This window comes from Pannonibacter sp. XCT-53 (assembly GCF_009915765.1).
GTDB classification, from domain to species: Bacteria; Pseudomonadota; Alphaproteobacteria; order Rhizobiales; family Stappiaceae; genus Pannonibacter; species Pannonibacter tanglangensis.
Window position 1 is genome coordinate 2,145,577 of the sequence record NZ_JAABLQ010000001.1, and the last position, 24,806, is coordinate 2,170,382.

Annotated in this window: 23 protein-coding genes; 17 read left to right on the plus strand and 6 right to left on the minus strand. The window is 67.8% G+C overall.

Annotation, left to right across the window (positions count from 1 at the left end):
* The first annotated feature begins 21 nt into the window (after nucleotides 1-21).
* The 8 genes from GWI72_RS09530 (at nucleotide 22) to GWI72_RS09565 (ending at nucleotide 8,428) form a co-directional block, all read left to right on the plus strand.
* Nucleotides 22-339, plus strand: a complete 318-nt coding sequence (locus GWI72_RS09530) for a PepSY domain-containing protein (RefSeq protein ID WP_161708489.1) — start codon at nucleotides 22-24, stop codon at nucleotides 337-339.
* Nucleotides 340-1,005, plus strand: a complete 666-nt coding sequence (locus tag GWI72_RS09535; RefSeq protein WP_161674307.1) for a response regulator transcription factor — start codon at nucleotides 340-342, stop codon at nucleotides 1,003-1,005.
* Entirely contained in the window at nucleotides 1,002-2,387 is a 1,386-nt protein-coding gene (locus GWI72_RS09540) for a sensor histidine kinase (protein WP_161708490.1), read from the plus strand. Before GWI72_RS09535 ends, GWI72_RS09540 begins: the two co-directional genes overlap by 4 nt.
* 53 nt (nucleotides 2,388-2,440) lie before the next feature.
* A complete protein-coding gene (locus GWI72_RS09545) occupies nucleotides 2,441-4,525 on the plus strand; it encodes a S9 family peptidase (protein ID WP_161708491.1) in 2,085 nt (694 codons plus the stop codon).
* 128 nt (nucleotides 4,526-4,653) lie between these two features.
* Nucleotides 4,654-5,109: a c-type cytochrome gene (locus GWI72_RS09550; RefSeq protein ID WP_161708492.1), complete on the plus strand. Its 456-nt coding sequence runs from the start codon at nucleotides 4,654-4,656 to the stop codon at nucleotides 5,107-5,109.
* Between the two features lie 19 nt (nucleotides 5,110-5,128).
* On the plus strand, nucleotides 5,129-6,046 hold the full coding sequence (locus GWI72_RS09555) for a cytochrome c (RefSeq protein ID WP_161708493.1): 918 nt from the start codon (nucleotides 5,129-5,131) through the stop codon (nucleotides 6,044-6,046).
* A 137-nt stretch (nucleotides 6,047-6,183) separates the two neighbouring features.
* Nucleotides 6,184-7,473, plus strand: a complete 1,290-nt coding sequence (locus tag GWI72_RS09560; protein ID WP_161674705.1) for an esterase-like activity of phytase family protein — start codon at nucleotides 6,184-6,186, stop codon at nucleotides 7,471-7,473.
* A gap of 667 nt (nucleotides 7,474-8,140) precedes the next feature.
* A complete protein-coding gene (locus GWI72_RS09565) occupies nucleotides 8,141-8,428 on the plus strand; it encodes a GIY-YIG nuclease family protein (RefSeq protein ID WP_161708494.1) in 288 nt (95 codons plus the stop codon).
* 727 nt (nucleotides 8,429-9,155) lie between these two features.
* Here GWI72_RS09565 and GWI72_RS09570 read toward each other — a convergent pair.
* Both GWI72_RS09570 and GWI72_RS09575 read right to left on the minus strand, forming a co-directional pair.
* Nucleotides 9,156-9,581, minus strand: coding sequence for a DUF1284 domain-containing protein (locus GWI72_RS09570; RefSeq protein WP_161708495.1), 426 nt, complete (start codon nucleotides 9,579-9,581; stop codon nucleotides 9,156-9,158).
* A 293-nt stretch (nucleotides 9,582-9,874) separates the two neighbouring features.
* A complete protein-coding gene (locus GWI72_RS09575; protein ID WP_161708496.1) occupies nucleotides 9,875-10,477 on the minus strand; it encodes a superoxide dismutase in 603 nt (200 codons plus the stop codon).
* A gap of 353 nt (nucleotides 10,478-10,830) precedes the next feature.
* On the opposite strand from GWI72_RS09575, the gene GWI72_RS09580 reads away from it, so the two are divergent.
* Nucleotides 10,831-11,529, plus strand: a complete 699-nt coding sequence (locus tag GWI72_RS09580; RefSeq protein ID WP_161708497.1) for a thermonuclease family protein — start codon at nucleotides 10,831-10,833, stop codon at nucleotides 11,527-11,529.
* 280 nt (nucleotides 11,530-11,809) lie between these two features.
* A complete protein-coding gene (locus tag GWI72_RS09585) occupies nucleotides 11,810-13,069 on the plus strand; it encodes a YbfB/YjiJ family MFS transporter (protein WP_209000082.1) in 1,260 nt (419 codons plus the stop codon).
* A gap of 3 nt (nucleotides 13,070-13,072) precedes the next feature.
* On the opposite strand, the gene GWI72_RS09590 is transcribed toward GWI72_RS09585, so the two are convergent.
* On the minus strand, nucleotides 13,073-13,930 hold the full coding sequence (locus GWI72_RS09590) for a branched-chain amino acid aminotransferase (protein ID WP_161708498.1): 858 nt from the start codon (nucleotides 13,928-13,930) through the stop codon (nucleotides 13,073-13,075).
* Nucleotides 13,931-14,105: 175 nt separating this feature from the next.
* Between GWI72_RS09590 and GWI72_RS09595 the strand changes: the two genes are divergently transcribed.
* Both GWI72_RS09595 and GWI72_RS09600 read left to right on the plus strand, forming a co-directional pair.
* Complete coding sequence (locus GWI72_RS09595; RefSeq protein ID WP_161708499.1) at nucleotides 14,106-14,546, plus strand: VOC family protein; 441 nt, start codon at nucleotides 14,106-14,108, stop codon at nucleotides 14,544-14,546.
* A 181-nt stretch (nucleotides 14,547-14,727) separates the two neighbouring features.
* Entirely contained in the window at nucleotides 14,728-15,390 is a 663-nt protein-coding gene (locus tag GWI72_RS09600) for a haloacid dehalogenase type II (RefSeq protein ID WP_161674330.1), read from the plus strand.
* A 207-nt stretch (nucleotides 15,391-15,597) separates the two neighbouring features.
* Here GWI72_RS09600 and GWI72_RS09605 read toward each other — a convergent pair whose 3' ends face one another.
* Entirely contained in the window at nucleotides 15,598-16,305 is a 708-nt protein-coding gene (locus tag GWI72_RS09605; protein WP_209000083.1) for an outer membrane protein, read from the minus strand.
* Between the two features lie 176 nt (nucleotides 16,306-16,481).
* Between GWI72_RS09605 and GWI72_RS09610 the strand changes: the two genes are divergently transcribed.
* The 4 genes from GWI72_RS09610 (at nucleotide 16,482) to GWI72_RS09625 (ending at nucleotide 19,637) form a co-directional block, all read left to right on the plus strand.
* Nucleotides 16,482-17,087, plus strand: coding sequence for a DUF2975 domain-containing protein (locus GWI72_RS09610; protein ID WP_161674333.1), 606 nt, complete (start codon nucleotides 16,482-16,484; stop codon nucleotides 17,085-17,087).
* A gap of 11 nt (nucleotides 17,088-17,098) precedes the next feature.
* On the plus strand, nucleotides 17,099-17,317 hold the full coding sequence (locus GWI72_RS09615; RefSeq protein WP_161674335.1) for a helix-turn-helix domain-containing protein: 219 nt from the start codon (nucleotides 17,099-17,101) through the stop codon (nucleotides 17,315-17,317).
* Between the two features lie 129 nt (nucleotides 17,318-17,446).
* Nucleotides 17,447-17,773, plus strand: coding sequence for a hypothetical protein (locus GWI72_RS09620; RefSeq protein WP_161708500.1), 327 nt, complete (start codon nucleotides 17,447-17,449; stop codon nucleotides 17,771-17,773).
* Nucleotides 17,774-17,930: 157 nt separating this feature from the next.
* A complete protein-coding gene (locus GWI72_RS09625) occupies nucleotides 17,931-19,637 on the plus strand; it encodes a GGDEF domain-containing protein (protein ID WP_161708501.1) in 1,707 nt (568 codons plus the stop codon).
* A gap of 65 nt (nucleotides 19,638-19,702) precedes the next feature.
* Here the strand turns inward: GWI72_RS09625 and katG are convergent, their stop codons facing one another.
* Nucleotides 19,703-21,880, minus strand: a complete 2,178-nt coding sequence (gene katG / locus GWI72_RS09630) for a catalase/peroxidase HPI (protein WP_161708502.1) — start codon at nucleotides 21,878-21,880, stop codon at nucleotides 19,703-19,705.
* A 166-nt stretch (nucleotides 21,881-22,046) separates the two neighbouring features.
* A complete protein-coding gene (locus GWI72_RS09635; RefSeq protein WP_209000084.1) occupies nucleotides 22,047-22,907 on the minus strand; it encodes a DMT family transporter in 861 nt (286 codons plus the stop codon).
* Between the two features lie 262 nt (nucleotides 22,908-23,169).
* Between GWI72_RS09635 and GWI72_RS09640 the strand changes: the two genes are divergently transcribed.
* Nucleotides 23,170-24,585, plus strand: coding sequence for an aminotransferase-like domain-containing protein (locus GWI72_RS09640; protein WP_161709143.1), 1,416 nt, complete (start codon nucleotides 23,170-23,172; stop codon nucleotides 24,583-24,585).
* Nucleotides 24,586-24,806 lie beyond the last annotated feature (221 nt).

The window sequence follows — 24,806 nt, forward strand, 5'->3', positions numbered from 1 at the left end:
GGCGGCGCTATCACTGCAACCATGCGCCAGCCCCTGATCCTGCCTGTCCTGCTTGGTCTTCTCGGCCTGTTCGTCCTGCCGCCCTCCGGGCCGGTGCGGGCCGACGACGAGGATCACGACCGCGCGCGCGACGCGGTGCTCGCCCAGCGCGCCCGGCCGCTCGCCGAGATCCTCGGCCGGATCGCCGCCACCATGCCCGGCAAGGTGCTCGATGCGGAGCTGGAGACCGAGGACGGCCGTGCGCTCTACGAGCTGAAGATCCTGACCCCGGACGGTCGTCTGGTCGAATTGTCCGTCGATGCGGCCACCGGCGCGATCCTCGAGCGGGAGGAGGAGTGAATGCGCATCCTCATCGCAGAAGACGATCCCCGGATTGCGGGCGACATCACGGCGGCGCTGGAGGCAAGCGGCTACGTCGTCACGCTGGCCCGAACGGGCGAGGACGCCTGGTTTCTCGGCGACACGGAACCCTTCGACCTGATCATCCTCGATCTCGGCCTGCCGCGCCTTGACGGACTGACGGTGCTGCGGCGCTGGCGCGCCGGCGGCCTGACGGTGCCGGTGCTGATCCTCACCGCCCGCGGTGCCTGGTCGGAGCGGGTGGAAGGCATCGATGCCGGGGCGGACGACTACCTGCCCAAGCCGTTCCACATGGAAGAGCTTCTGGCCCGGGCCCGCGCCCTGATCCGCCGGGCCGCCGGCGTGGCAAGCCCCGTAATCAGCGCCGGCCCGCTCACCCTCGACACAAGGCAGATGCGGGTGATGCGCGGCGCGGTGCCGCTGAACCTTACCCCGCTGGAGTACCGGCTGACCTCGTTTCTCATCCATCACATGGGCCGCGTCGTGCCGGCGGGCGAGTTGCTCGATCATCTTTACGGCGACGAGGACGCCCGCGACGCCAATGCGCTGGAGGCGCTGGTCACGCGCCTCAGGCGCAAGCTGGGGCCGGACGTGATCGAGACCCGGCGCGGTTTCGGCTATGTCATTGCAGGTGACGGCTCATGACGCGCGGCTCGCTGCGCCTGCGCCTGATGCTGGCGGGGGCCGTCTCCATCCTTGTCGCGCTTGCGGCAGCGGCCTTCGGCCTGGTGCTGCTGTTTTCCCAGCACGTCGAACGGCGGGCCCATGCCGCGCTCGACCTGCAGATGGAACAGCTTCTGGCGAGCCTCGACCGGGATCCGGCCACCGGCCTCCTCGTGGTCACCCGTCCGGCCCCGGATCCCCGCTTCGGCACGCCCCTGTCGGGGCTGTACTGGCAGATCGAGGGCGCGGGCATCCTGGAACGGTCGCGCTCGCTCTGGGACAGCACGCTGACCCTGCCGCCGGACGCCGCCCGTCCGGCCATCGAGGCGCACCAGTACCGGCTGGCGGGGCCCGCCGGGGAAACCCTGGTCGTCTCGGAGCGCCACGTCACCTTGCCCGCGCGGCTTGGCGGGACGGGGATCCGGATTGCCGTGGCGCAGGACAGCGCCGACCTTGCCGCGGCCACCCGCGACTTCGCCTATGACCTCCTGCCCTATCTGGCCCTGCTCGCGCTGGTGCTGATGCTGGCGGCGCATGTGCAGGTGCAGGTCGGCCTCAGTCCGCTTGGCCGGGTGCGGCAGCGGCTGGCCGCCATCCGCACGGACCCGGAGGCGAGTTTCGGCAAGGATTTTCCGGAGGAGGTGCAGCCGATCGGCGAGGCCATCGACCAGTTGCTCGAGGCACGGCGGCAGCAGATAACCCGCGCCCGCCAGCGGGCGGAGGATCTCGCCCATGGGCTCAAGACGCCGCTGCAGGTGCTCTTCGGTGACGCCAGCCGGCTCCGGCAGCAGGGGCAGGCGGAGCTGGCCGAGGACATCCGGAGCCTTGCCGAGACCATGTCCCGCCACGTGGAGCGGGAACTGGCGCAGGCGCGCCTCGCCGCCGGCGCGCGGGCGCTGAGCTGCGACGCTGCCACGGTGGCCGCGCAGGTGATCGCCGTCGTGCAACGCAGTCCCGACGGCCAGCGCCTGACCTTCGAGCTTGGGGGGGCCGCGCCGCTGCTCCTGCGCATCGACCCGGCCGACCTTGCCGAAGCCCTCGGCATCCTGCTCGAGAACGCCAGTCGTCATGCCGCAGGCCGCGTCGTGATCACCCTTGCCGGGGGTGCGGCGGACCAGGGCAGCCTCACCATCCGCGACGACGGGCCCGGCATTGATCCGGACCGCATCGACAGGCTGCTCGAACGCGGCGCCCGGCTCGACACCTCGGCCGCCGGCACCGGGCTCGGCCTTGCCATCCTGCAAGACATCGTCAAGGCCTGGTCGGGTACGCTGGTGATCGTCAACCACCCGGAGGGCGGTCTGTCGGTCACGGTCACCCTGCCCCGCGCGGGTTCCGCACCCGTTACAGCCTTTCCGGCCTGATCCCCTGGCGGCAGACCCTTGCCAAGCCCTGCAAAACAACCTACCTCGGCGCCATGACCAAGACCGTTCTTCCTCCGCGCGCGGAAGCGCGCCCCCTCACCCTGACCACCCACGGCATCACCCGCCAGGACGACTACGCCTGGCTCAGGGCCGACAACTGGCAGGAGGTCATGCGGGATCCGTCCGTCCTGGCGGCGGACATCCGGGCCTATCTGGAGGCCGAGAACGCCTATCTCGAGGCGCAGATGGCGCCGACGAAGGCGCTGCAAGACACGCTCTTTGCCGAGATGAAGGGGCGCATCAAGGAAGACGACAGCTCCGTGCCGATGCCGGACGGGCCGTATGAGTACGGCCTGCGCTATGTGACCGGCGGCCAGCATCCGCTGCTGACCCGGACCCCGCGCGGCGGCGGCGACGAACAGATCCTCGTCGACGGCGACAAGGAAGCTGCGGGCAAGGCCTATTTCAAGCTCGCTGGCGCCACCCATGCGCCCGATCACAGCCGCCTGGCCTGGGCCTATGACGACAAGGGCTCGGAGTTCTACACCCTCAAGCTGCGGGACATGGCGACCGGGGCGGACATGGCCACCGTGATCGAGGACACCGCCGGCGGCGGCGTGTTCTCCGCCTGCGGCCGCTACCTCTTCTACATCCGCGTCGATGCCAACCACCGGCCGTCGAAACTCTTCCGCCACGAGATCGGCACCGATCCGGCGACGGACGTGCTGGTCTACGAGGAGGCCGATGCCGGCTTCTTCATGGGCGTCGGCAAGACCCAGTCGGGCAGCCACATCGTCATCGACATCCATGACCACGAGACCTCCGAGGTCCATGTCATTCCCGCGGACGCCCCGACCAGCGCGCCGCGCCTGATCGCGGCCCGCCAGACGGCGGTCGAGTATTCCGTCGACGAGAGCGGTGGCCGCTTCTACATCCTCACCAACGCCGACGATGCGGAAGACTTCAAGATCGTCACCGCGCCGGTGAGCGATCCGGGCCGGGCCAACTGGCGCGATCTGGTGCCGCACAAGGGCGGCCGGCTGATCCTGTCGGTCACCGCCTACAAGGACTTCATCGTCCGTCTGGAGCGCGAGGACGGGCTGCCGCGCATCGTCGTGCGCCGGCTGGTGGATGCCGTCGAACACGCGATTGCCTTCGACGAGGAGGCCTACTCGCTGGGTCTTTCGGATGGCTACGAGTTCGACACCAGCCTGATCCGCTTCACCTATTCCTCGATGACGACGCCGTCGCGCACCTATGACTACGATGTCGAGACGCGCCAGCGGACCCTGCGCAAGGAACAGGTGGTTCCCTCGGGCCATGACCCGGCCAACTATGTCACCCGCCGCCTGCAGGCCCGCGCGGCCGATGGCGAGCTGGTGCCGGTGTCGGTGCTCTACCGCAAGGACACGCCGCTCGACGGCTCCGCGCCGTGCCTGCTCTATGGCTATGGCTCCTATGGCATCTCGATCCCGGCGAGCTTCAACACCAACTGCCTCAGCCTCGTCGACCGGGGCTTCGTCTATGCCATCGCCCACATCCGCGGCGGCAAGGAGAAGGGCTACGCCTGGTATTCGAAGGGCCGGCGCGAGTTCAAGCGCAACACCTTCACCGATTTCCTCGCCGCAGCCGACCATCTCGTCGGCGAAGGCTTCACCGCGCATGAGCGCATCGTCGCGCAGGGCGGCTCGGCCGGCGGCATGCTGATGGGCGCGGTGGCCAACATGGGCGGCGAGAAGTTCGGCGGCATCATTGCCGAGGTGCCCTTCGTCGACGTGCTCAACACCATGCTCGACGACACGCTGCCCCTGACCCCGCCGGAATGGCCGGAATGGGGCAACCCGATCGCCAGCCGCGAGGCCTACGACTACATCGCCGGCTACTCGCCCTATGACAATGTCACGGCAAAGGCCTATCCGGCGATCCTGGCGGTGGGTGGCCTGACCGACCCGCGCGTGACCTACTGGGAGCCGGCCAAGTGGGTGGCCCGCCTGCGCGCGGTCAAGACCGGCGACAGCCTCCTGATGCTGAAGACCAACATGGAGGCCGGACACGGCGGCGCCTCCGGCCGGTTCGACCGGCTGAAGGAAGTGGCGCTGGTCCAGGCCTTCGCCCTCAAGGTGACCGGACGGGCCTGAGCCCGTCCCGCGCCTTTTCCCGCGAAATTCCTGCGATCACTCCTCTGTGACTTCCGCGTTACCGGCCGCATCCTCTTCTATGGAGAGGCGGACCGGTGTCGCGAAGGTTTGCATCGAGGGAGATTTGCATGAAGAGTTTTGCCCTGGCCGCTGCGGCGGTTGCCCTGACCATGTCCCTGTCTGCCGCCCAGGCCGCCGATGATCCGGTTGCCGCCCGCAAGGCCCTCATGCAGTCGGTGGCGACCAGCGCCGCGCTGTCGGGCGGCATGATGAAGGGCGACATCGCCTATTCCCCGGCGGCCGGCCGGGCGGCGATCGTGTCGCTGAATGCGGCCGCGCTGTCCTTCGGAGCCTTCTTCCCGGCCGGCAGCGGCACGGCTGCCAACACCACCGCCAGCCCGAAGATCTGGGACGACGCGGCCGGGTTCTCGGCTGCGCTCGCCAAGTTCTCCGCCGCCACCGGCGCGGCCGCCCAGGCCTCCGGCAAGGATGGCCCGGCCGATGTCGACGCCTTCAAGGCCGCCGTCGGGCCGGTGCTGGCCAGCTGCAAGAGCTGCCACGAAGCCTATCGCGTGCAGAAGTAACCGGTCCGGGGACGCGGGGATGCGTGGCAAGATCCTGACCCTGGCCCTCGCGGTCGTGGCAGCCGGGGCCGCAGGGGCCTGGCTCGTCACGGCCCCGCGTCCCCTCCCCCCGGCCGTGCTTGCCGCCTTCCCCGAGGGCGATGCCGCACGCGGTGAAGCCGTCTTCCACGCCGGCGGCTGCGCCTCCTGCCATGCGGCCCCCGGGGCGACCGGCGAGGACAAGCTGCGGCTTGGCGGCGGGCTCCGGCTCGCCACGCCGTTCGGCACCTTCGTCGCACCCAACATCTCGCCCGACGCCACCGATGGCATCGGCGGCTGGACCCGGGCCGACTTTGCCAATGCCATGCTGGCCGGCGTGTCGCCGTCCGGGGAGCACTATTACCCGGCCTTTCCCTATACGTCCTACGCCCGGATGACGCCCGGCGACGTGATGGATCTCTTTGCCTACATGCTGGCGCTGCCCGCCGTCGCCGGCCGGGCGCCGGCGCACGAGCTCTCCTTCCCTTTCAGCGTTCGCCAGGGCGTCGGCGTCTGGAAGCTCGCCAATCTCGATCCTGCCCCGGTCGTTCCGGTGCCGGCGGGCAACGCCGAGCTGGACCGCGGGCGCTATCTGGTGGAAGGCCCCGGCCATTGCGGCGAATGCCACACCCCGCGCGACGGGCTCGGCGGTCTGGACCGCAGCCGCTGGCTGGCGGGCGCAGCCGCGGCCACCGGCGCGGGCCGCATTCCCAACATCACCGGCGGCGAGGGGGGCATCGGCGACTGGAGTGCCGCCGACATTGCCTACTACCTCGAGACGGGCTTCACGCCCGAGTTTGATTCCGTCGGTGGCGAGATGGTGCCGGTGCAGGAAAACATGGCCCGGCTCACGCCGGAGGACCGCATGGCCATCGCGGCCTACCTGAAGGCGGTCCCGGCGCTGCCGGATGCCCGCTGACCCTTTCCCGGCTGTGTAATCTGGCTGTTGCAGCCCTCGCTTAAGGCTCCAGGCACCGTGGCGCCCCGGGCGTCACGCGTCCCGATCCTCGAGCCTGGGAGGCTTCCTTGCGTCTTCTCCTTACCGCCGGTCTGCTCATGACCACCTGCCTTAGCGCCGCTGCGCAGCAGGAATTCACCGCCACGCTCGCCGGCCATGCCGTCCTGCCGGCCAGGACCTTCGTCGCCGCCCCGGCCGATGCCCCGGCCGTGCTGCAGACCTCCGGCAAGTTCACCGGCAAGACCCCGGTGCGGATCACCACGGAAGCCGGCACGGGCGAGACCCTGCCGATCAAGGGCCAGCCGGTGCAGGGCTTTTCCGGCATCAAGTCGCTCGGCAACGGCACCTTCCTCGTCGGCTCCGACAACGGCTTCGGCTCGAAGCTGAACTCGCCGGACGCGATGCTGATGTTCCACGAGGTCAAGCCGGACTTCGCCACGGGCTCCGTCCAGGTCGTCAAGACCACCTTCCTGTCCGACCCGTCCAGGATCGTCCCCTTCGTCATCTCCGGCGAGGCGACCGACACCCGCTACCTGACCGGCGCCGACTTCGACCTCGAGGGTTTCCAGCCGGTGGGCGACAAGCTCTACATCGGTGAGGAATTCGGCCCCTACGTCATCTCCGTCGATCGCGCCACCGGCAAGGTCCTGTCGTTCAACGAGACCGAAGCCAACGGCGGCAAGGTCCGCTCCCCGGATCATTTCGCCGTCAACGTGCCGAACCCGGACGGCAAGATGCCGGAACTCAACCTGAAGCGCTCCAAGGGCTACGAAGGCTTTGCCGCAGCTCCGGACGGCTCCAGGCTCTACGCCCTGGCCGAAGGCCCGATGTGGAACGTCGAGAAGGCCGCCTACGAGACCGTTGACGGCAACGAAGCCGCCTCGATCCTCGAGTTCGACACCGCCTCCAACACCTGGACCGGCCGCAGCTGGCTCTACCGCTTCGAGGCCAACGGCCACGCCATCGGCGACTTCAACATGATCGACGCCACCCGCGGCCTGATCATCGAGCGCGACAACGGCGAAGGCGATGCGGAACTGGCCTGCAAGGACGGCGCCACCACCGGCTGCTTCAAGTCCCCCGCCAAGTTCAAGCGCGTCTACCTTGTCGACCTCGCCGTCGAGCCGGGCAAGCCGGTGCGCAAGATCGCCTACATCGACCTGATGAACATCAAGGACCCGAACGGCGTTGCCCGCCTCGGCAAGCGCGCCGACGGCCGCTTCACCTTCCCGTTCTTCACCATCGAGAACGTCGACAAGGTGGATGACACCACGCTGATCGTCGCCAACGACAACAACTTCCCCTTCTCGAAGGGCCGTGCCGTTGACGCCATCGACAACAACGAGTTCATCCTCCTGAACGTCGGCGACTTCCTCAAGGCCCGGTAAGCCTCACCCGGCGGGCGGCGCCCCTCGGCCGCCGCCCGCCTCACCCCACTCGTCATTCCGGACAAGGTGAGCGCCAGCAATCCGCAGATCCGGAACCCAGCGCATCTGTGCGAGCGCACGCGAGCGCCAAACCCCTTCACCACGGAATTGCCCCGCCGTCATTCCGGACAAGGCGAGCGCCAGCGAACCGCAGATCCGGAATCCAGACATCAGCCGCGCGACAGCGCGACACATCCCATCCGGCACAAGCCGCACACTCTGTCGATTGGGCGCTCGCTAGCGCTCGCACAGATCTGCTGGATTCCGGATCATCGGGTCGCTCCCGCTCCCCTCGTCCGGAATGACGGGAGATTTTTTTGGCGCTCAACGACCCCAATCCCGGCATGAGAGGCGTCTCCAACTCCGCCCCCCCCCATACCATCCTCCGCCCCTCGCCCCCCCCACCGTCATTCCGGACAAGGTGAGCACCAGCGAACCGCAGATCCGGAATCCAGCGCATCTGTGCGAGCGCACGCGAGCGCTGAACCGCTACACCACGGAACTACACCAGCGGATCTTTCCCGTCGGGTCGCTCCCGCTCCCCTCGTCCGGAATGACGGGAAGGGACGGGGTCCAAAAGCCCCGAAAGCGCGTGCATTCAGACAGAAACACATGCATAAATTGCATTATGAGTGCATATGTCTACATTCTGGCATCGGGTCGAAACGGAACGCTCTACATCGGCGTGACGACGTCTTTGCCACAACGCATTCATCAGCATCGGCAGGGCTATACGCCCGGCTTTGCCTCTCGATACCGCGTAAACCTTCTCGTCTATGCAGAGGCGCACGAGCGGATCGACGAAGCCATTGCGCGCGAAAAGCGGCTGAAAACCTGGAAGCGCTCCTGGAAGATCGATCTCATCGAAGCCTCCAATCCCGAATGGCAAGATCTCTCGGCCGCCATGTTGCTCTAGTCAGACAACCACCTCCCGTCATTCCGGACAAGGTGAGCGCAGCGAACCGCAGATCCGGAATCCAGCGCATCTGTGCGAGCGACAGCGAGTGCCAAACCACTTCACCACGGAACGGCACCACCGGATCTGTCCCGTCGCGCTCCGCGCGGCTTACTCGCTGGATTCCGGATCATCGGGTCGCTCCCGCTCCCCTCGTCCGGAATGACGAGAGATCTTTTTTTGGCGCTCAACGCCCCACTTCCCTGCAACGGAACCGTTTCCGACTGCCCCCCGCCATCCTCCGCCCTTCCCCCTCCCCGTCATTCCGGACAAGGTGAGCGCAGCGAACCGCAGATCCGGAATCCAGCGCATCTGTGCGAGCGACAGCGAGTGCCAAACCACTTCACCAGGTGACTCCAATACTGGATCTGTCCCGTCGCGCTCCGCGCGGCTTACTCGCTGGATTCCGGATCATCGGGTCGCTCCCGCTCCCCTCGTCCGGAATGACGGGAGATTTTTTGGCGCGGGAGGACACACATCCCGGCAACGGAACCGTTTCCAACGGCCCCCCGCACCATCCTCCGCCCATCGCCCCCCTCCCCGTCATTCCGAACAAGGTGAGCACCAGCGAACCGCAGATCCGGAATCCAGCGCATCTGTGCGAGCGACAGCGAGCGCTGACCCCCTTCACCACGGGACCTCAACCACCGGATCTGCCCCATGGTCCGGCTCCCCGTGTCCGGCTGTCTCAGCCGCCCTGGACCCGCGTCCCGGCAAATCCGCTGCCGGCCACCTGATCACACAGGCCGGACCACTGGCACCCGCCGCAGGCCTTGCGGATGGAACCTGCCGCAAATCCCGCCTGCAGCCGGGCAATCAGCGCCCCGTCCAGCACCAGCTCGCCACCGGTCTCCAGCGCCAGCCCCGTCAACGCCGCCACATCCGCCAGCGCCTGCGCATCCCGCAGCCTCACGCTGTCGTTGTGGCAATGCGGATCATCGGTGCCGAGCAGCGGCGCGCAAATGTCATCCGGCCCTTCGACCATGACAACGGGCTCGCCGGCGCGAATGCGGTCGATGATGCGGCCATAATTGACGACAAACCGCGGGCTGTAGCCCTCGCCGACAAAGGTCAGCATGCACAGGAAATGATGCGGTCGCAGGCGGATGGTCATCCCCTTGCGTACCCTGTTTTCGCCAGCCTGTCAGCGGTCGGGCAACTGCCACCGTCATTCCGGACAAGGTGAGCGCAAGCGAACCGCAGATCCGGAATCCAGACATCAGCCGCGCGACAGCGCGACACATCCAATCCGGTACAAGCCGCACACTCTGTCGATTGGGCGCTCGCTTGCGCTCGCACAGATCTGCTGGATTCCGGATCATCGGGTCGCTCCCGCTCCCCTCGTCCGGAATGACAAAAGGCCCGGCGTTGCCGCCGGGCCTTCCAAAATCAAACGTCCAGAACCGCTTACTTGGCTACGGCTTCGTACATTTCCAGCACGTAGTCCCAGTTGACCAGGCTGTCGACGAAGGCTTCCAGGTACTTCGGGCGGGCGTTGCGGTAGTCGATGTAGTAGGAGTGCTCCCACACGTCGACGCCGAGGATCGGGGCGGCGCCATGGACCAGCGGGCTTTCGCCGTTCGGGGTCTTCAGGATGACCAGCTTGCCGTCCTTGACCGCAACCCAGGCCCAGCCGGAGCCGAACTGGGTGGTGCCGGCGGCGATGAAGTCGGCGCGGAACTTGTCATAGCCGCCGAGGTCGCTGTCGATGGCCTTGGCCAGCGCGCCCGGGATCGACTTGCCGCCGCCATTCGGCTTCATCCACTTCCAGAAGTGGATGTGGTTGTAGTGCTGGCCGGCGTTGTTGAAGAGGCCGGCGTTCTTGCCGAAGCTCTCCTTGACGATCTCTTCCAGCGTCTTGCCTTCCAGGCCGCTGTCCTTCAGCAGGTTGTTGCCGTTGGTGACATAGGCGAGGTGATGCTTGTCGTGATGATACTCAAGCGTCTCCTTGGACATGTAGGGGCCAAGGGCGTCATAGGCGTAGGGCAGCTCGGGAAGTTCAAACGACATGACAGTTCTCCTTCAGGAATGATCAGCAGGAGACGACAGGCCGATCGGGTCTGCGCCTCCTGTGGGGAGAGCACAGCGGGGATCCGTAGATCTACGCCCCGCGTTGCTGCGCAAGATAGGCGCGTTGCCGCCGCCCGGCAATGGCGGGTGCGCAATTAAAAAATATTTTTCTTCGTTTATTCCATCCCGGCCAAGGCAAACCAGGCATGGGGACAGGAGCGGTGTCACACCTCCGGTCGGCGTGCGTCCGTGTCCGGGACTGTCCACATGAAAGGTGACGGTCGGGGTCGCGGGCAGGGCTGCGGCCGACCGGCCGCCCTTCCCTTCGCCGCAAAGACGGGCACCCTCGCGCCATGATGATGAATTTGAAGGTGATTCGCGCCGCAGCGCTGGTCGGGGCCGGGCTCCTGCTGGTGGTGCCCGGCCACGCGTCCGGGGCCGGACACACGGTCGCCCCGGCCCGGGTCATCGACGGCGACACGCTGGACGTCGGCGGCGAGCGGCTGCGACTGGAGGGCATCGACGCCCCGGAGCTGGCACAGACCTGCCGCCGGCCGGATGGCCGCTCCTATGCCTGCGGCAAGGTGGCGGCCGAGGCCCTGGCCCGCCTCGTCGCCGCCGGGCCGCTGCGCTGCAGCGGCGACACGCAGGACGGCTATGGCCGCCGGCTTGCCACCTGCGAGGCCGCTGGCCGCAACATCAATGCCGCCATGGTGCTGAACGGCCATGCCTTTGCCTTCACCCGCTATTCGGCAAGCTATGTGGCGGAGGAGGCGGCGGCCCGGGCTGCCCGGACCGGGCTCTTTGCCGGCACTGCCGAAGCGCCCTGGGACTACCGGGCCCGGAAATGGGCCGCAGCCGGCGACGGCGCGGCGGCGGAAACAGGCCCGGGCGACTGCCGGATCAAGGGCAACATCAGCCCGTCCGGGCGCATCTATCACATGCCCTGGTCGCCCGCTTATGGCCGCACGCGCATTGACCTTCGCCGGGGCGAGCGTTGGTTCTGCTCCGAGGCGGAGGCCCTCTCGGCCGGCTGGCGCGCGCCGCGCTGAGCCAGGCGGCCACCGGACAACGGACAAGGAGCCGCCCAAAAACGGGGCCAGCGCGCACAGGCAGGCTTGGCAGCCCGCACAAAGGCGCTAGGCTGGACGCGGCTGCCCGGCCCGAAACGGCCGGTTCCGTCCGGTGTCGGGGCGCTCCTCTCCTGCCCTCGCGTTCAGGCGTCCCGTGTCAAACTCTCCCCCGTCCGGTCTCCCCCCGTCCGGTCCTGCCCTATCCGGTCCTGCCCTATCCGGTCCTGCCCCGCCCGATCCTGCCTTGGCCGGTCCTGCCTTGGCCGGACCTCCACCGTCCGCCCCTCCGGCGGCTGCGGCGGGGCGCGCCGATCCGGACAACAGCGGAACACATGACGCCCAGGCCGGAAGCACCGCCACCGCCACCGCCGCCTTCACCGCCCTTGGCGGGCTGCTGGCGCTGGCGGCTGCCATGGGCATCGGCCGGTTCGTCTATACGCCGATCCTGCCCTTCATGACCGAAGGCGTGCCGCTGTCGCCGGCCCAGGGCGGCCTGATTGCCTCGGCGAATTTCCTCGGCTACCTGATCGGCGCGCTGCTGGCGACGCTGCCCGGACTGCCGGGGCAGCAGCGGACCTGGCTGGTCGGGGCGCTCGGGGCCAGCGTGGCGACCAGCCTCGCCATGGGCGTGGCCGGAGACCTTGCCACCTTTGCCCTGCTGCGTTTCGCCAGCGGGCTGGCCAGCGCCTTTGCCTTCGTGTTTGCGGCCGCGCTGGTGCTGGACCGACTGGCGCGGGTCGGCCGGCCGGGGCTGTCTGCGGTGCATTTCGCCGGCGTCGGGCTCGGCATTGCGCTGTCGGCGGTGATGGTGGCCGGACTTGCGGCAGCCGGAAGCGGCTGGCGCGGCCTGTGGCTCGCCTCCGGCGGCCTTACCCTGTTGCTGACGGTCGCCGTCATCCGGCTCCTCGGCACCACGCCGCCGCCGGACGGACCTGCGCCCGCACCGGCTGCGGCACCCGCGCGCCTGTCGGGTCGCGTCATCCGGCTGGTGGTGGCCTACGGCCTCTATGGTCTCGGCTACGTGGTCACGGCGACCTTCGTGTCGGTGATTGCCCGCTCGGACCCGGCGCTGGCGCCGGTCGAGGCCCTGGTGTGGCTCGTCGTCGGCCTGTCGGCCGCGCCCTCGATCCTGATCTGGAACACGGTCGCGGGCCGGATCGGGGCGGCCCGCGCCTTCGCGCTTGCTGCCGCGCTCGAAGCCGTCGGCGTGGTCCTGTCGGTGACCAGCGGGTCGGCACTCGGCCTTCTTGCGGCAGCGGCCCTGCTCGGGGGGACCTTCGTCGGCATCACCGCGCTCGGCTTCGTCGAGGCGCGACGCCTCGCCGGTGGCGATCCCCGCCGCCTGCTCGCGGCCATGACCGCCAGTTTCGGCCTTGGCCAGATGCTGGGGCCAAGCCTTGCCGGGTTCGGGGCCGCGGCGACCGGCAGCTTCCTGCTGCCCTCGCTGGCGGCCGCCGCCTGCCTCCTCCTCTCGGGCGCGCTGATGCTGTGGCCCGCGCGCCCGGAGGGGACCGCCTGAGGGTCAGGCGTGGGCGAAGGCCCAGTAGAGGTCGCGCGCCCGGGCCGCCACCGGACCCGGGTCGATCTGGCGCGTCTCGATCCGGTTCACCGGCACCACCTTGGAGTAGTTGCCGGTGGAGAAGATCTCGTCAGCGGTCAGGAACTCGCCATAGCCGATGGTCCGCTCGATCACCTGGTGCCCGGCATCACGCAGCAGCTTGATGACGCGCTGGCGGGTGATGCCGTTCAGGAACGTGCCGTTCGGCACCGGAGTGTGGACGACACCGTCCTTGACCATGAACACATTGGCGCTGGTCAGCTCGGCGACATTGCCCAGCATGTCCAGAACCACGGCATTGTCGAAGCCGCGCGACTTGGCCTCCACCAGCGCGCGGGCATTGTTGGGGTAAAGGCAGCCGGCCTTGGCGTTGACCGGCATCGTCTCCATCGTCGGCCGGCGGAACGGCGACAGGGTGATGGAGAAGGCGCTGCCGGCCGGGGCCATCGGCGCCTCGAACAGGCAGAGGCAGAAGCGGGTGGAGGCCGGGTCGGCAGCAATCACGCCCGGGCCGTCGCTCTCGGCCCAGTACATCGGCTTGATGTAGACGGCACTGCCCGGCTTGAACCTGGCCGCGCCGTCCTTCGACAGCTCGACCATCTCGCCCACCTGCAGGGTCGGTTTCAGGCCCAGCGCCAGGGCCGAGTCGTTGACGCGCTGGCAATGCAGCTCGAGATCGGGGAACACGCCTTCAAAGAAACGCGCGCCGTCGAACACGCTCGATCCCAGCCAGCTCGCATGGCTGCGCGGGCCCATCAGCGGCGGATTTCCCTCGATCCAGCTGCCGTCGATATAGTTCCAGGTTTCGCTCCAGCCACTCATGGCGTGTCTCCCGTTGGATGTTTTGGCGCAGACCAAACCGCCTTCGCGCCGGCAGGTCAACCATTTGCCGGCTGCGACCGAAAAAACGCGACATTCGTGCGGATGGAGACGTTTGTTCTTTTTACGTTCCGGCCCCTCTGCTACCTTTGCGGTGAATTTTCGCAAGGGATCCGTCATGCAGCAGCGCCTTTCGCTCATCACCCTCGCCGTCGAGGATCTTGCCGTCAGCCGCCGCTTCTTCGAGCAGGGGCTCGGCTGGACCGCCTCCGCCGAGAGCCAGGACGGGATCGCCTTCTACCAGCTGCCGGGGCTGGCGCTGGCGCTCTATCCGAGGGCTTCGCTTGCCCGCGACATCGGGGCCGAGATCCCCTCCGGGGCCCAGTCCGGCGTCACCCTCGCCTGGAACGGCCACAGCGAAGCCGAGGTGGATGCGGCCTATGCGCAAGCGCTCGCGGCCGGCGCCACCGCCGTCGTTCCGCCGGAAAAGGTCTTCTGGGGCGGCTATTCCGGCTATGTGCGCACGCCCGACGGCCATCTGCTGGAAGTGGCCTTCAATCCGTTCTGGCCCCTTGCAGACGACGGAAGCCTGCGGCTGCCCGGGGCGGATCCGGCCTGACCCGACAGGGGTCGCGCGCTGTCCAGACGGATGTTTTGGTAATTTAATTGCGCAACATGCCGAGTTTTCTGCGTAAAATTGTTTGTGCAATGCACAATCCGCTTGACGTCCGGGATCACGGGTAGTCATCTATTGCCGCCTAAACGTTCGGCAGATTGCCCTTTCCTGACGGAGCCCGATGATGGCCCACTCGGCCTATGTCTTTGATGCGTATGGCACCTTGTTTGATGTTCATGCGGCCGTACGCAAACATGCCGAGAAGCTTGGCCCGGACGCCCAGCAGTTCTCCTTTGTCTGGCGGCAGAAGCAGCTGGAGTATTCCTGGGTCCGCGCGCTGATGCAGCGCTATGCCGATTTCTGGCAACTGACCGAGCAGGCGCTGGACACGGCCTTCGCGCTGTTCCCGGCTGCCGACCGGGGGTTGCGGGCGGACCTGCTCAACGCCTACTGGGCGCTCGACTGCTATCCGGAAGTGCCGGAGGTGCTGACCACGCTGAAGCAGTCCGGCGCGCGTCTTGCCATCCTGTCCAACGGCACGCCGTCGATGCTTGAAGCCGCGGCCAGGGCGGCCGGCATCACGGAGCTGCTCGACGAGATCTTCTCGGTCGACATCTTGCGCACCTACAAGACCGATCCGCGTGTCTACGAGATGGTCACCACGCATTTCCGCGTCTATCCGGACGCGATCTCGTTCCAGTCGTCCAACCGCTGGGACATCGCGGGGGCGCGCGCCTATGGCTTCCGCACCGTCTGGATGAACCGGGCCGGGTTGCCGGACGAGTATCCGGACCTTGCCCCGGCCGCCGTCCTCTCCGATCTGACCGGCCTGCCCGTGCTCGGCTGATCCCCCGCATCGGGGAATGTCCGGGTGCGGCGGCGTGAACGGGAAATGCCCCGCACCTTGCGGCGCGAGGCATGCTCTCGGGTGGGGGACATCCCGTCCCCGGTCCGCGGCACGGGGCATGACGGCTGGACCGGAGACGGGACTGGGTGAACCGCCACGGCACTGGCGGTCCGGCAGGGCGTGGCCCCTGACCGTTTCGGGGTGGGGTCAGAAGGCGTAGGCCACGCCAAGCATGAGACGGTGGTTGGCCGAGTAGTCCTTGACCTTGCGGCCGCCGAAGGTGTGCTTGTCGGCAGCAATCGCGGACAGGGTATAGTCGGCGCGGGCGCGCAGGTTGTCCGTCAGCGCGACTTCCAGACCTGCACCCACGGTCGTTCCGATGTTGATGCCCTTCTTGGCCTTGAACCCCTGCACCTGGTAGCTGTGTTCCGTGGCGGCCAGGCCCAGCGACAGGTAGGGCATGAAGTTGTCGATCGGCAGACCGATGCGGCCTCTCAGCCCGAGGCTCCAGGGCGAGGAGGCCTTGACCTGGCCGAGCCCGGCGACCTGGCCCTTGTACTGGCTGCCGAGATAGGTCGCGGAACCTTCGACACCGAGAACAACGCGGGAGACCTGCCAGTTGTAGCCGGCGAAGGCGCCGAAGGCGGCATCGACCCGCGACATGGTCTTCTTGGTGGAGCCGAACTCGGTCCGGGTGGCCGAGCTGGAGGCGCCGGCCTCGACACCGAAATAGGCGCCCTCGAAGGGCGACTTCTTGCGCGGGGTCTCCAGCACGGTGGACTGGTCGTAGTCCGGCAGCGGCTGCGGCATGTCGGCCGCGCCGGCGCTGCCGCTCGAAAGGCCAAGGCCCAGGACCAGCGGGAACAGGCCGGCAAGGCTGCTGCGCAGGGGCCGGGTACGGAAATGGGAGAACATCGAGGGTAACTCCAGGGGGATGTCAGCGATCTCGTTTGCATAAATTTCTTATTGCGAAACGATAATTCAAAAAAGCCTTAGTTTGATTTTTTTGTCAAGCGCGATATTTGCGGCTTGAGCTGTCGACCTGTCGGGGCTATGAGTGGACCTGTCCCGACCCCTCAGGATTTCCTGCCATGACCCAAGATGTGCTCCCGCCCCTGCCCCAGCCGGCCGATGACCGCGCGGCGCGGCTCGCCAAGATCCGGCGCCTGTCGCTGGGCCTGAAATGGACGCTGACGGTCCTGTTCGCGCTGATGGTTCTGTTTTCCGCCTTCACCCTCTGGATCGTGCTGGATCCGGCGTGGTTCCAACTGCCGCCGGAAGAGATGACCGTGGAGTTCGGCGAGGTGGAGCGCAGCGTGATGGAAATCCCCCTGCCCCAGCGGATCGGGGTGGCATTTGTCGCCGTCTGGTTCTTCGGCCTGATCCTGTGGCTGATGTGGAAGCTCCGGCAGCTGTTCGAGCGCTATGCCTGCCTCGACTTCTACTCCAGCCGCAGCCTGTCGATGGTCGTCCACACCGGCTGGCTGCTGCTGGCCATCGGGCTCAGCGACATCCTCACCGACATGCTGGGCGGGGTGCTGGTCACGCTCGACAGGCCGGCCGGCGAACGGATCCTTGCCTTCTCGCTTGACGGATCACAGATCTTCTTCCTCGTGTTCGGTCCGATGAGCCTGCTGCTGGGCTGGGTGTTGCGCGAGGCCGCGCTGGCCTACGAAGAAAACCAGCAATTCGTATGAGGACGCCCGCCATGCCCATCATCATCGAACTGGACGTGATGCTTGCCCGGCGCAAGATGCGCTCGAAGGAACTGGCGGAGAAGATCGGCATCACCGAGCAGAACGTCTCGCTGCTGAAGTCCGGCAAGGTGAAGGGAGTTCGCTTCGAGACGCTGGAGAAAATCTGCGAGATCCTTGACTGCCAGCCCGGCGACATCCTGATCTATCGGCCGGACGAGGTGACCCGATGACCGGCGGGCTTGCGACCGCGCCCGGCCGCAAGCCTCGCGCAAGCCTCAGGGCGTAACTCGGGGCAACCTGCCTTCCGTTCTGCCCCTGTCCGGTGCCCTCCTGCGCCGGCTGCCCGGAGTGACCCAGCCATGCCGCCGTCGAAGGCGCAGTCCAGGCCCCAGTTCCGCCAGAAGTCTGCCCGTCCCGCCTTGCGCGCACGCCTGAGGGCGGGCCGGCTCGCCGACCTCGACGGCCTCGCTCTGGCCGACTGCACCCTGTTCGACACCGAGGACGGAACGCCCGGCATCCTCGTCGGCGCCGGGATTGCCCTTCCCTTGCGCCTTGTCGTCGAGGATCCGGCCGACCAGATGGTCACCGTCGTCCGCGTCATCGGCCGTGCAGGCCAGCAGCTCGCCGTTACGGTCGAATCGCCCGCCACGCCGGCAAACCTGCCGCTGCCGCGCACGGACCCCTGACGCTTCCGCAGACGCAAGGCCCCTGCCGCTGGGACACTTCACTCCCAGTCAAGTCTTTCCTTCACGGCACCTGCGCATTTATCGCAATGGTTCGTTTTCCTAATGCAGCGTATGACTGACCTTAAGGTTATTCTGCTGCAAGGGAATATCGGAATTCATGATCGAGCGCCTGCCGACGCCCCACTGGTCCACGAGCCTGCGCATCCGCCTCTGGGTCATCGCGGCCCTGACGATCCTGTGCACGGTCATCCTTGCAAGCCTGTCCACCTGGTCCTGGTATGCCGAGTTGCGCCAGGCGCGCAGCAACGGCGAGGTGATCAACGAGTTCAAGGAGCTTCTTGACGCCAGCAACGTGCTGTCGGCCGAAAGGGGGCCGGCCAATGCCTTCATGGCTGGTCCTGCGTCCGACCAGCCGGGCCTGCGCGAGGACTGGATGCTCGCCAGACAGCGCACCGACGCGGCCATTGCGGCTGTTCTGGGCACGGAGGTTCCGCAGGAGCTTGAAGAAACGCTGCAGCGCCAGCTCCAGCATGCCCGCCAGCTTGTCCTTGCCACCGCGTCCCGACCGCCGGAGGACCGCGGCTATGACGACGTGCATGGCGCGATCACCGCGATGTTCCGGGCCCATGACGCGATCGAATCGATCATCCGTCACGAGGCGGCGCGCATCGTCGCCGCGTCGCCGGAGCTGATCGACATGATCTACAAGGGCATGATGCTGGCGGACCTGCGCGAGCAGGCTGGCCGCCTCGGCTCCTATGTCATCGCGCCGCTGGTGGCAGGCGAGCCGATCCGCCCGGCGCTGATGATCGAGAGCCAAGCGGTCCGGGGCCGGCTCATGGCCCTGTGGCTGCTGCTCGAACCGCTGGCCACCACGCTGCCGCCGGCGCCTGATGGCTCCAGCTATCTGGACCGCACGCGCGAGGAATACATCCTGAAGGGCCTTGCCCTGCGTGACCGGCTCGTCCAGGCGGGCCACCGGCCGCACAGCGGCCCGGCGCTGGATCCGGTCGTGTTCAGCCGGCTTTACGTCAAGACCATGCGGCCTCTGGAAGACCTTCGCCGCGTGATGATCGAGCAGTCGCTGCAGGACCATGACCGGCGCGTGGCGCGGGCCCAGAACGGGATGCTCTGGGCCGCGGGCCTGACGGTGGCCATTTTCCTGCTCATCGTCGCGCTGGTGATCAGCCTGCAGCGGTCCATCTTCAATCCGCTGATGGATGCCTCGCGCAGCATCATTGCGCTGGCCTTCGACCAGCCGGCCCCGGCACCGGCGCGGCAGCACCATGTTGCCGAGATCCGGCTGGTGCATTCGGCACTCGAGGTCGTGGCGGACAAGCTCAACGAGCGGCGCCGGATGACGGAGGAGCTGCATCTCCTGGCCACGACCGATGGCCTGACGGGCCTGCTCAACCGGCGCACCATCGACGGCATCGGCGACAGGACGTCCGAAAGCCAGCGCGCCAGCGATGTCCCGCATCTCATCCTGGCTGACATCGACCACTTCAAGCACATCAACGACCGTTTCGGCCATCCGGCCGGCGACGAGGTGCTCAGGGAGCTGGCGCTGGTGTTGCGGCGGACGGTGCGCGCGACCGACCATGTGGCCCGGTTCGGCGGCGAGGAATTCGCGGTCCTGCTGGAGGGGGTGAGCCGGGCAGAGGCGGCGCTGGTGGCGCGCAAGCTGCGCAAGGCGGTGCGCGCGATGGTGGTTCGCCTGCCGGACGGGCGCGACATCCGCCTCACCGTCAGCTTCGGTGTGGCCGGTGGCCGGGGTCTTGCGTGGGGCGAGATCGTCCGCCGGGCCGACCAGGCGCTCTACACGGCCAAGCAGGCCGGTCGGGACCGTATCCGTCTCGGCTGATCCAGACGAAAACGCCGCGCCCTTTCAGGCGCGGCGTTCCGGATCACGACCTGACCTGATGCCGCTCAGGCAACAAGGTCGAAGCGGTCTGCGTTCATCACCTTGACCCAGGCGGCGACGAAGTCCTTCACGAACTTCTCCTGCGCGTCATCCTGGGCGTAGACTTCCGCATAGGCGCGCAGGATCGAGTTCGATCCGAACACCAGGTCGACGCGGGTGGCCGTCCACTTCACCGCGCCGGTCTTGCGGTCGCGGATCTCGTAGAGGTTCTTGGCCACCGGCTTCCAGGTGTAGGCCATGTCGGTCAGGTTGACGAAGAAGTCCGTCGTCAGCTGGCCTTCGCGGTCGGTGAAGACGCCGTGCTTGGCGCCGGCGTAGTTGGTGCCGAGCACGCGCAGGCCGCCGATCAGGACGGTCATTTCCGCAGCCGTCAGGCCCATCAGCTGGGCACGGTCGAGCAGCAGCTCTTCCGGGCTGACCACGTAGTCCTTCTTCACGAAGTTGCGGAAACCGTCATGGATCGGCTCCAGCACCTTGAAGGAGTCTGCGTCGGTCATGGCGTCGGTCGCGTCACCGCGGCCTTCGGCGAACGGCACCTCGACAGCGAAGCCGGCCGCCTTGGCAGCCTTCTCGATGCCGACATTGCCGGCCAGCACAATGACGTCGGCGACGCTCGCGCCGAACTCGGCCGCGATCGGCTCGAGCACCGCCAGCACGCGGGCCAGACGGGCCGGCTCGTTGCCTTCCCAGTCCTTCTGCGGGGCCAGGCGGATGCGGGCACCGTTGGCGCCGCCGCGCATGTCGGACCCGCGGTAGGTGCGGGCGCTGTCCCAGGCGGTGGCGACCAGGTCGGCCACCGACAGGCCGGAGGCGGCGATCTTCGCCTTCACCGCGCCGATGTCGTAGTTCTTCGGGCCGGCCGGGATCGGATCCTGCCAGATCAGGTCTTCCTTCGGGGCGTCCGGGCCGATGTAGCGGATGCGCGGACCCATGTCGCGGTGGGTCAGCTTGAACCAGGCGCGGGCGAAGGTGTCCTTGAAGTACTCCGGATCGGCCATGAACTTTTCGCAGATGGCGCGATACTTCGGGTCCATCTTCATGGCCATGTCCGCGTCCGTCATCATCGGCATGCGGCGGACGGTCGGGTCGGTGGCATCAACCGGCATGTCTTCCGGCTTGATGTTCACCGGCTGCCACTGCTGTGCACCGGCCGGGCTCCTGGTCAGCTCCCACTCATAGCCGAACAGCAGCTCGAAGTAGCCCATGTCGAAGACGGTCGGATTGGTCGTCCAGGCACCTTCAATACCGGAGGTGATGTTGTCGCTGGCGCGGCCGGTGTGGTGCGGGTTCGACCAGCCGAGGCCCTGGTTCTCGATGCCGGCGGCTTCCGGCTCGACACCAAGGGCACCTGCGTCGCCGTTGCCATGCGCCTTGCCGACGGTGTGGCCGCCGGCGGTCAGGGCTGCGGTTTCCTCGTCGTTCATCGCCATGCGGGCGAAGGTCTCGCGCACCTGAGCCGCGGTCTTCAGCGGGTCCGGCTTGCCGTTGACGCCTTCCGGGTTGACGTAGATGAGACCCATCTGCACGGCGGCCAGCGGGTTTTCCATCGTCTCCGGACGCAGCACGTCGTCATAGCGCAGGTCGGACGGGGCGAGCCACTGCTTCTCCGCACCCCAGTAGACGTCCTTTTCCGGGTGCCAGATGTCCTCGCGGCCAAAGGCAAAGCCGAAGGTCTTGAGGCCCATGTCCTCATAGGCCACGGTGCCGGCCAGGATGATCAGATCAGCCCAGGACAGCTTGTTGCCGTACTTCTTCTTCAGCGGCCACAGCAGGCGGCGGGCCTTGTCGAGGCTGGCATTGTCCGGCCAGGAGTTGAGCGGGGCGAAGCGGATGTTGCCGGTGCCGCCGCCGCCACGGCCGTCGGCCAGGCGATAGGAGCCGGCGGAGTGCCAGGCGAGACGGATCATCAGGCCGCCGTAGTGGCCCCAGTCGGCCGGCCACCAGTCCTGGCTGTCCTTGAGCAGGGCCTTGAGGTCGGCCTTCAGGGCGGCGACGTCGAGCGTCTTCACGGCCTCGCGGTAGTTGAACTCCTTGCCCAGCGGATTGGTCTTGCTGTCATGCTGGTGCAGGATGTCGAGGTTGAGGGTGTTCGGCCACCACTCCACATTCGACTTGCCGGAAGCCGTCAGGCCGCCGTGCATGACGGGGCACTTGCCGGCCTTGCTGGCATCAATCGCGTCCATTGTCCTCTCCGATCTCTTCAGTTCCGGGCGGGCGGTTCCGTTCCGGGCGGCCGGGGCCACTGCCCCATGCTGCATCGGAACCACGCCACTGCGATGACCATAGACGCTTCTGCCGATCAACTTAAGTCGGATCTTCTACTAGGACCGATAAGAATTTCTGATTGCGTCAGGCATGGCGCCGCGCCCCCGCCACGGACGCCACGACACCAAGCGTGGCAAAGGCCATCGCCGGGCTCACCGCTTCGCCGAGCAGCAGTCCCGCCAGCAGCAATCCGAGGAAGGGCTGGATCAGCTGCAGCTGGCCGACGGCCGCCGTCCCGCCGATGGCCAGCCCCCGGTACCAGAAGATGAAGCCGATGAGCATGCTGAACAGCGACACATAGGCAAGGCCCAGCCAGGCCGGAGCGCCCACCTCGCCCAACGTCTGGGGAAAGCTCAGCGCGCCCGTCACCGCCATCACCGGCAGCGCCAGGATCAGCGCCCAGCTGATCACCTGCCAGCCGCCCAGCCGCCGCGACAGCTTCGCCCCTTCCGCATAGCCAAGGCCACAGACGATCACCGCCGCCAGCATCAGGAGATCGCCCTCGATTGCCCCGCCGCCACTCTGCATCAGGGCAAAGCCCATGACCGCCAGGCTGCCGAGGCCGGAAAACAGCCAGAACAGCGGCTTCGGCCGCTCCCCGCCGCGCAGCACCGCAAACAGCGCTGTCGCCAGGGGCAGCAGACCGATGAACACGATCGAATGCGCCGAGGTGATCGAGCGCAGCGCCACGGCGGTCAGGAGCGGAAACCCCACCACCACCCCGCCCGCGACCAGGGCCAGCGGCACCAGATCCGCCCGCTGCGGCCGCTTCTGCCGCAGGAGCACCAGCAGCAGCGCCGCGACGAGCGCCGCAATCACCGCCCGCGCCGAGGTCAGGAACACCGGCTCGAACCCCTGCACCGCCACCCGCGTCGCCGGCAGCGACCCGCTGAAGATCACCACCCCGACAAGCCCGCTGCCCCAGCCTTCCAGTCCCATGCGCATGTCTGTGTCCTGTCCTGTCGCCCCTGTTTCAAGCCTTTGGAAGATCCCGCCCCCAACCCTGCCGGGGTCGGGGGTGGGGGGCGACCCGGCAGGGTGAGGGGTGGGGGCAACCCGGCACCCCCCCCTCCGCAACCAACCATCCTCCCAAGAGAACACCCCTCCCCCTTCCTCGACCAGACACAGACTGATACAATCCCGTCAAACTGTACCAGCATCAGAGACCATACACTTGGCACCCGTCCCGAGCCGCACCGAGACCGTGATGGCCACCATCCGCGCGCGGATTGCCGCCCGCAGCCTTGGCCCGGGCGAGCGGCTGCCCTCGATCCGCCGGCTGGCCGAGGCCCTCGCCGTTTCGCCGGGCACCGTGGTGGAGGCCTATGACCGGCTTGCCGCCGAGGGGCTGATCCGCGCCCGGCGCGGCTCCGGCTTCTTCGTTGCCGGGCAGGCCCTGCCGCCCTTGCAGCTCGCCGACCCCGCTCCCGCAGCACGGGCGGTCGATCCGTTCTGGGTGTCGCGGCTGGCGCTGGAGGCCGATGACAGCGTGCCCAAGCCCGGCTGCGGCTGGCTGCCGCCCGACTGGATGCCGGAGGCCGCGCTCCGCCGGGGCCTGCGCCAGCTTGCCCGGGCCGAAACCGGCGTGCTCACGGACTATGGCGGCAGCCGGGGCTCGGCGCGGCTGCGCCGCCTGCTGCTTGCCCGCCTTGCGGAGGAAGGACTGGAGGTCGGCCCCGGCCATCTCGCGCTCACCGGATCGGGCACCGAGGCGCTGGATCTCGTCTGCCGGCTGCAGCTGTCGCCCGGCGACACGGTGCTGGTCGACGATCCCTGCTACTTCAACTTCCAGGCGCTGCTGAAGGCGCATCAGGTGCGGCTTGTCAGCGTGCCCTACACGGGCACCGGCCCGGATCCGGCCGCCTTCGAGGCGGTGCTCGCTACCGAGAAGCCCCGGCTCTATCTCACCAATTCTGCCCTGCACAATCCGACCGGCGCCACCCTGTCTCCGGCGGTGGCGCACCGCATCCTCGTTGCCGCCGGGGCGGCCGGCATGACGATCGTCGAGGACGACATCTTCGCCGATCTGGAGCCCGAGCCCTCCGTCCGCCTCGCTGCCCTCGATGGCCTCAAGCGCGTGATCCGCATCGGCAGCTTTTCCAAGACCCTGTCCGCCTCGGTGCGCTGCGGCTACATCGTCGCCCCGCCGGACTGGATCGAGGCGCTGACCGACCTGCAGATCGCCACCCGCTTCGGCGGCCCCAGCCCGCTTGCCGCCGAGCTGATTGCCGAGGTCCTGACCGGCGGCACCTATCGCAAGCATGTGGAGGACCTGCGCCGCCGTCTCGAGCGCAGCCGCCGCGACGCCGCCCACGCCCTCGCCCGCCTCGGCTTTACCCCCGCCCTGATGCCGCGCGGTGGCTTCTACCTCTGGTGCCGCCTGCCAGACGGCCTGCCGGAAGGCATTCCAGAGCCCCGGTCAGATGGCCAATCAGACCGCCACCCCCGGGCTCCATCCGCCACCGCGCTGGCCGAACGCGCCCGGGCAAGCCCCACGCCCCTCGTCCTTGCCCCCGGCAACGTCTTCAGCCCCACCCGCACCGCCGACGCCTACATGCGTTTCAACGCCCCGCACACAATGATGCCGGGCGTGCTGGAGCGGCTGGCAGCGGTGATGGCGTGACGATGGGCAGGGACAAGGGAGCAGACGGGGGGACCTGACAGGGGGGCCAACAAGGGGGCCAGACCAGCGGGCCAGACAAGCGGGCCAGGCAAGCGGGCCGCGACCCCGGCCACCTCTCGCGGTGTCGCGCAGGATCTACCCGTCCACCCCGCGACGGCGGGGATCCGCTAAGCCAGAGAAGGAAGAGGAGGATAGCCTGCGTCCCGGCCTCGACGTGCCGG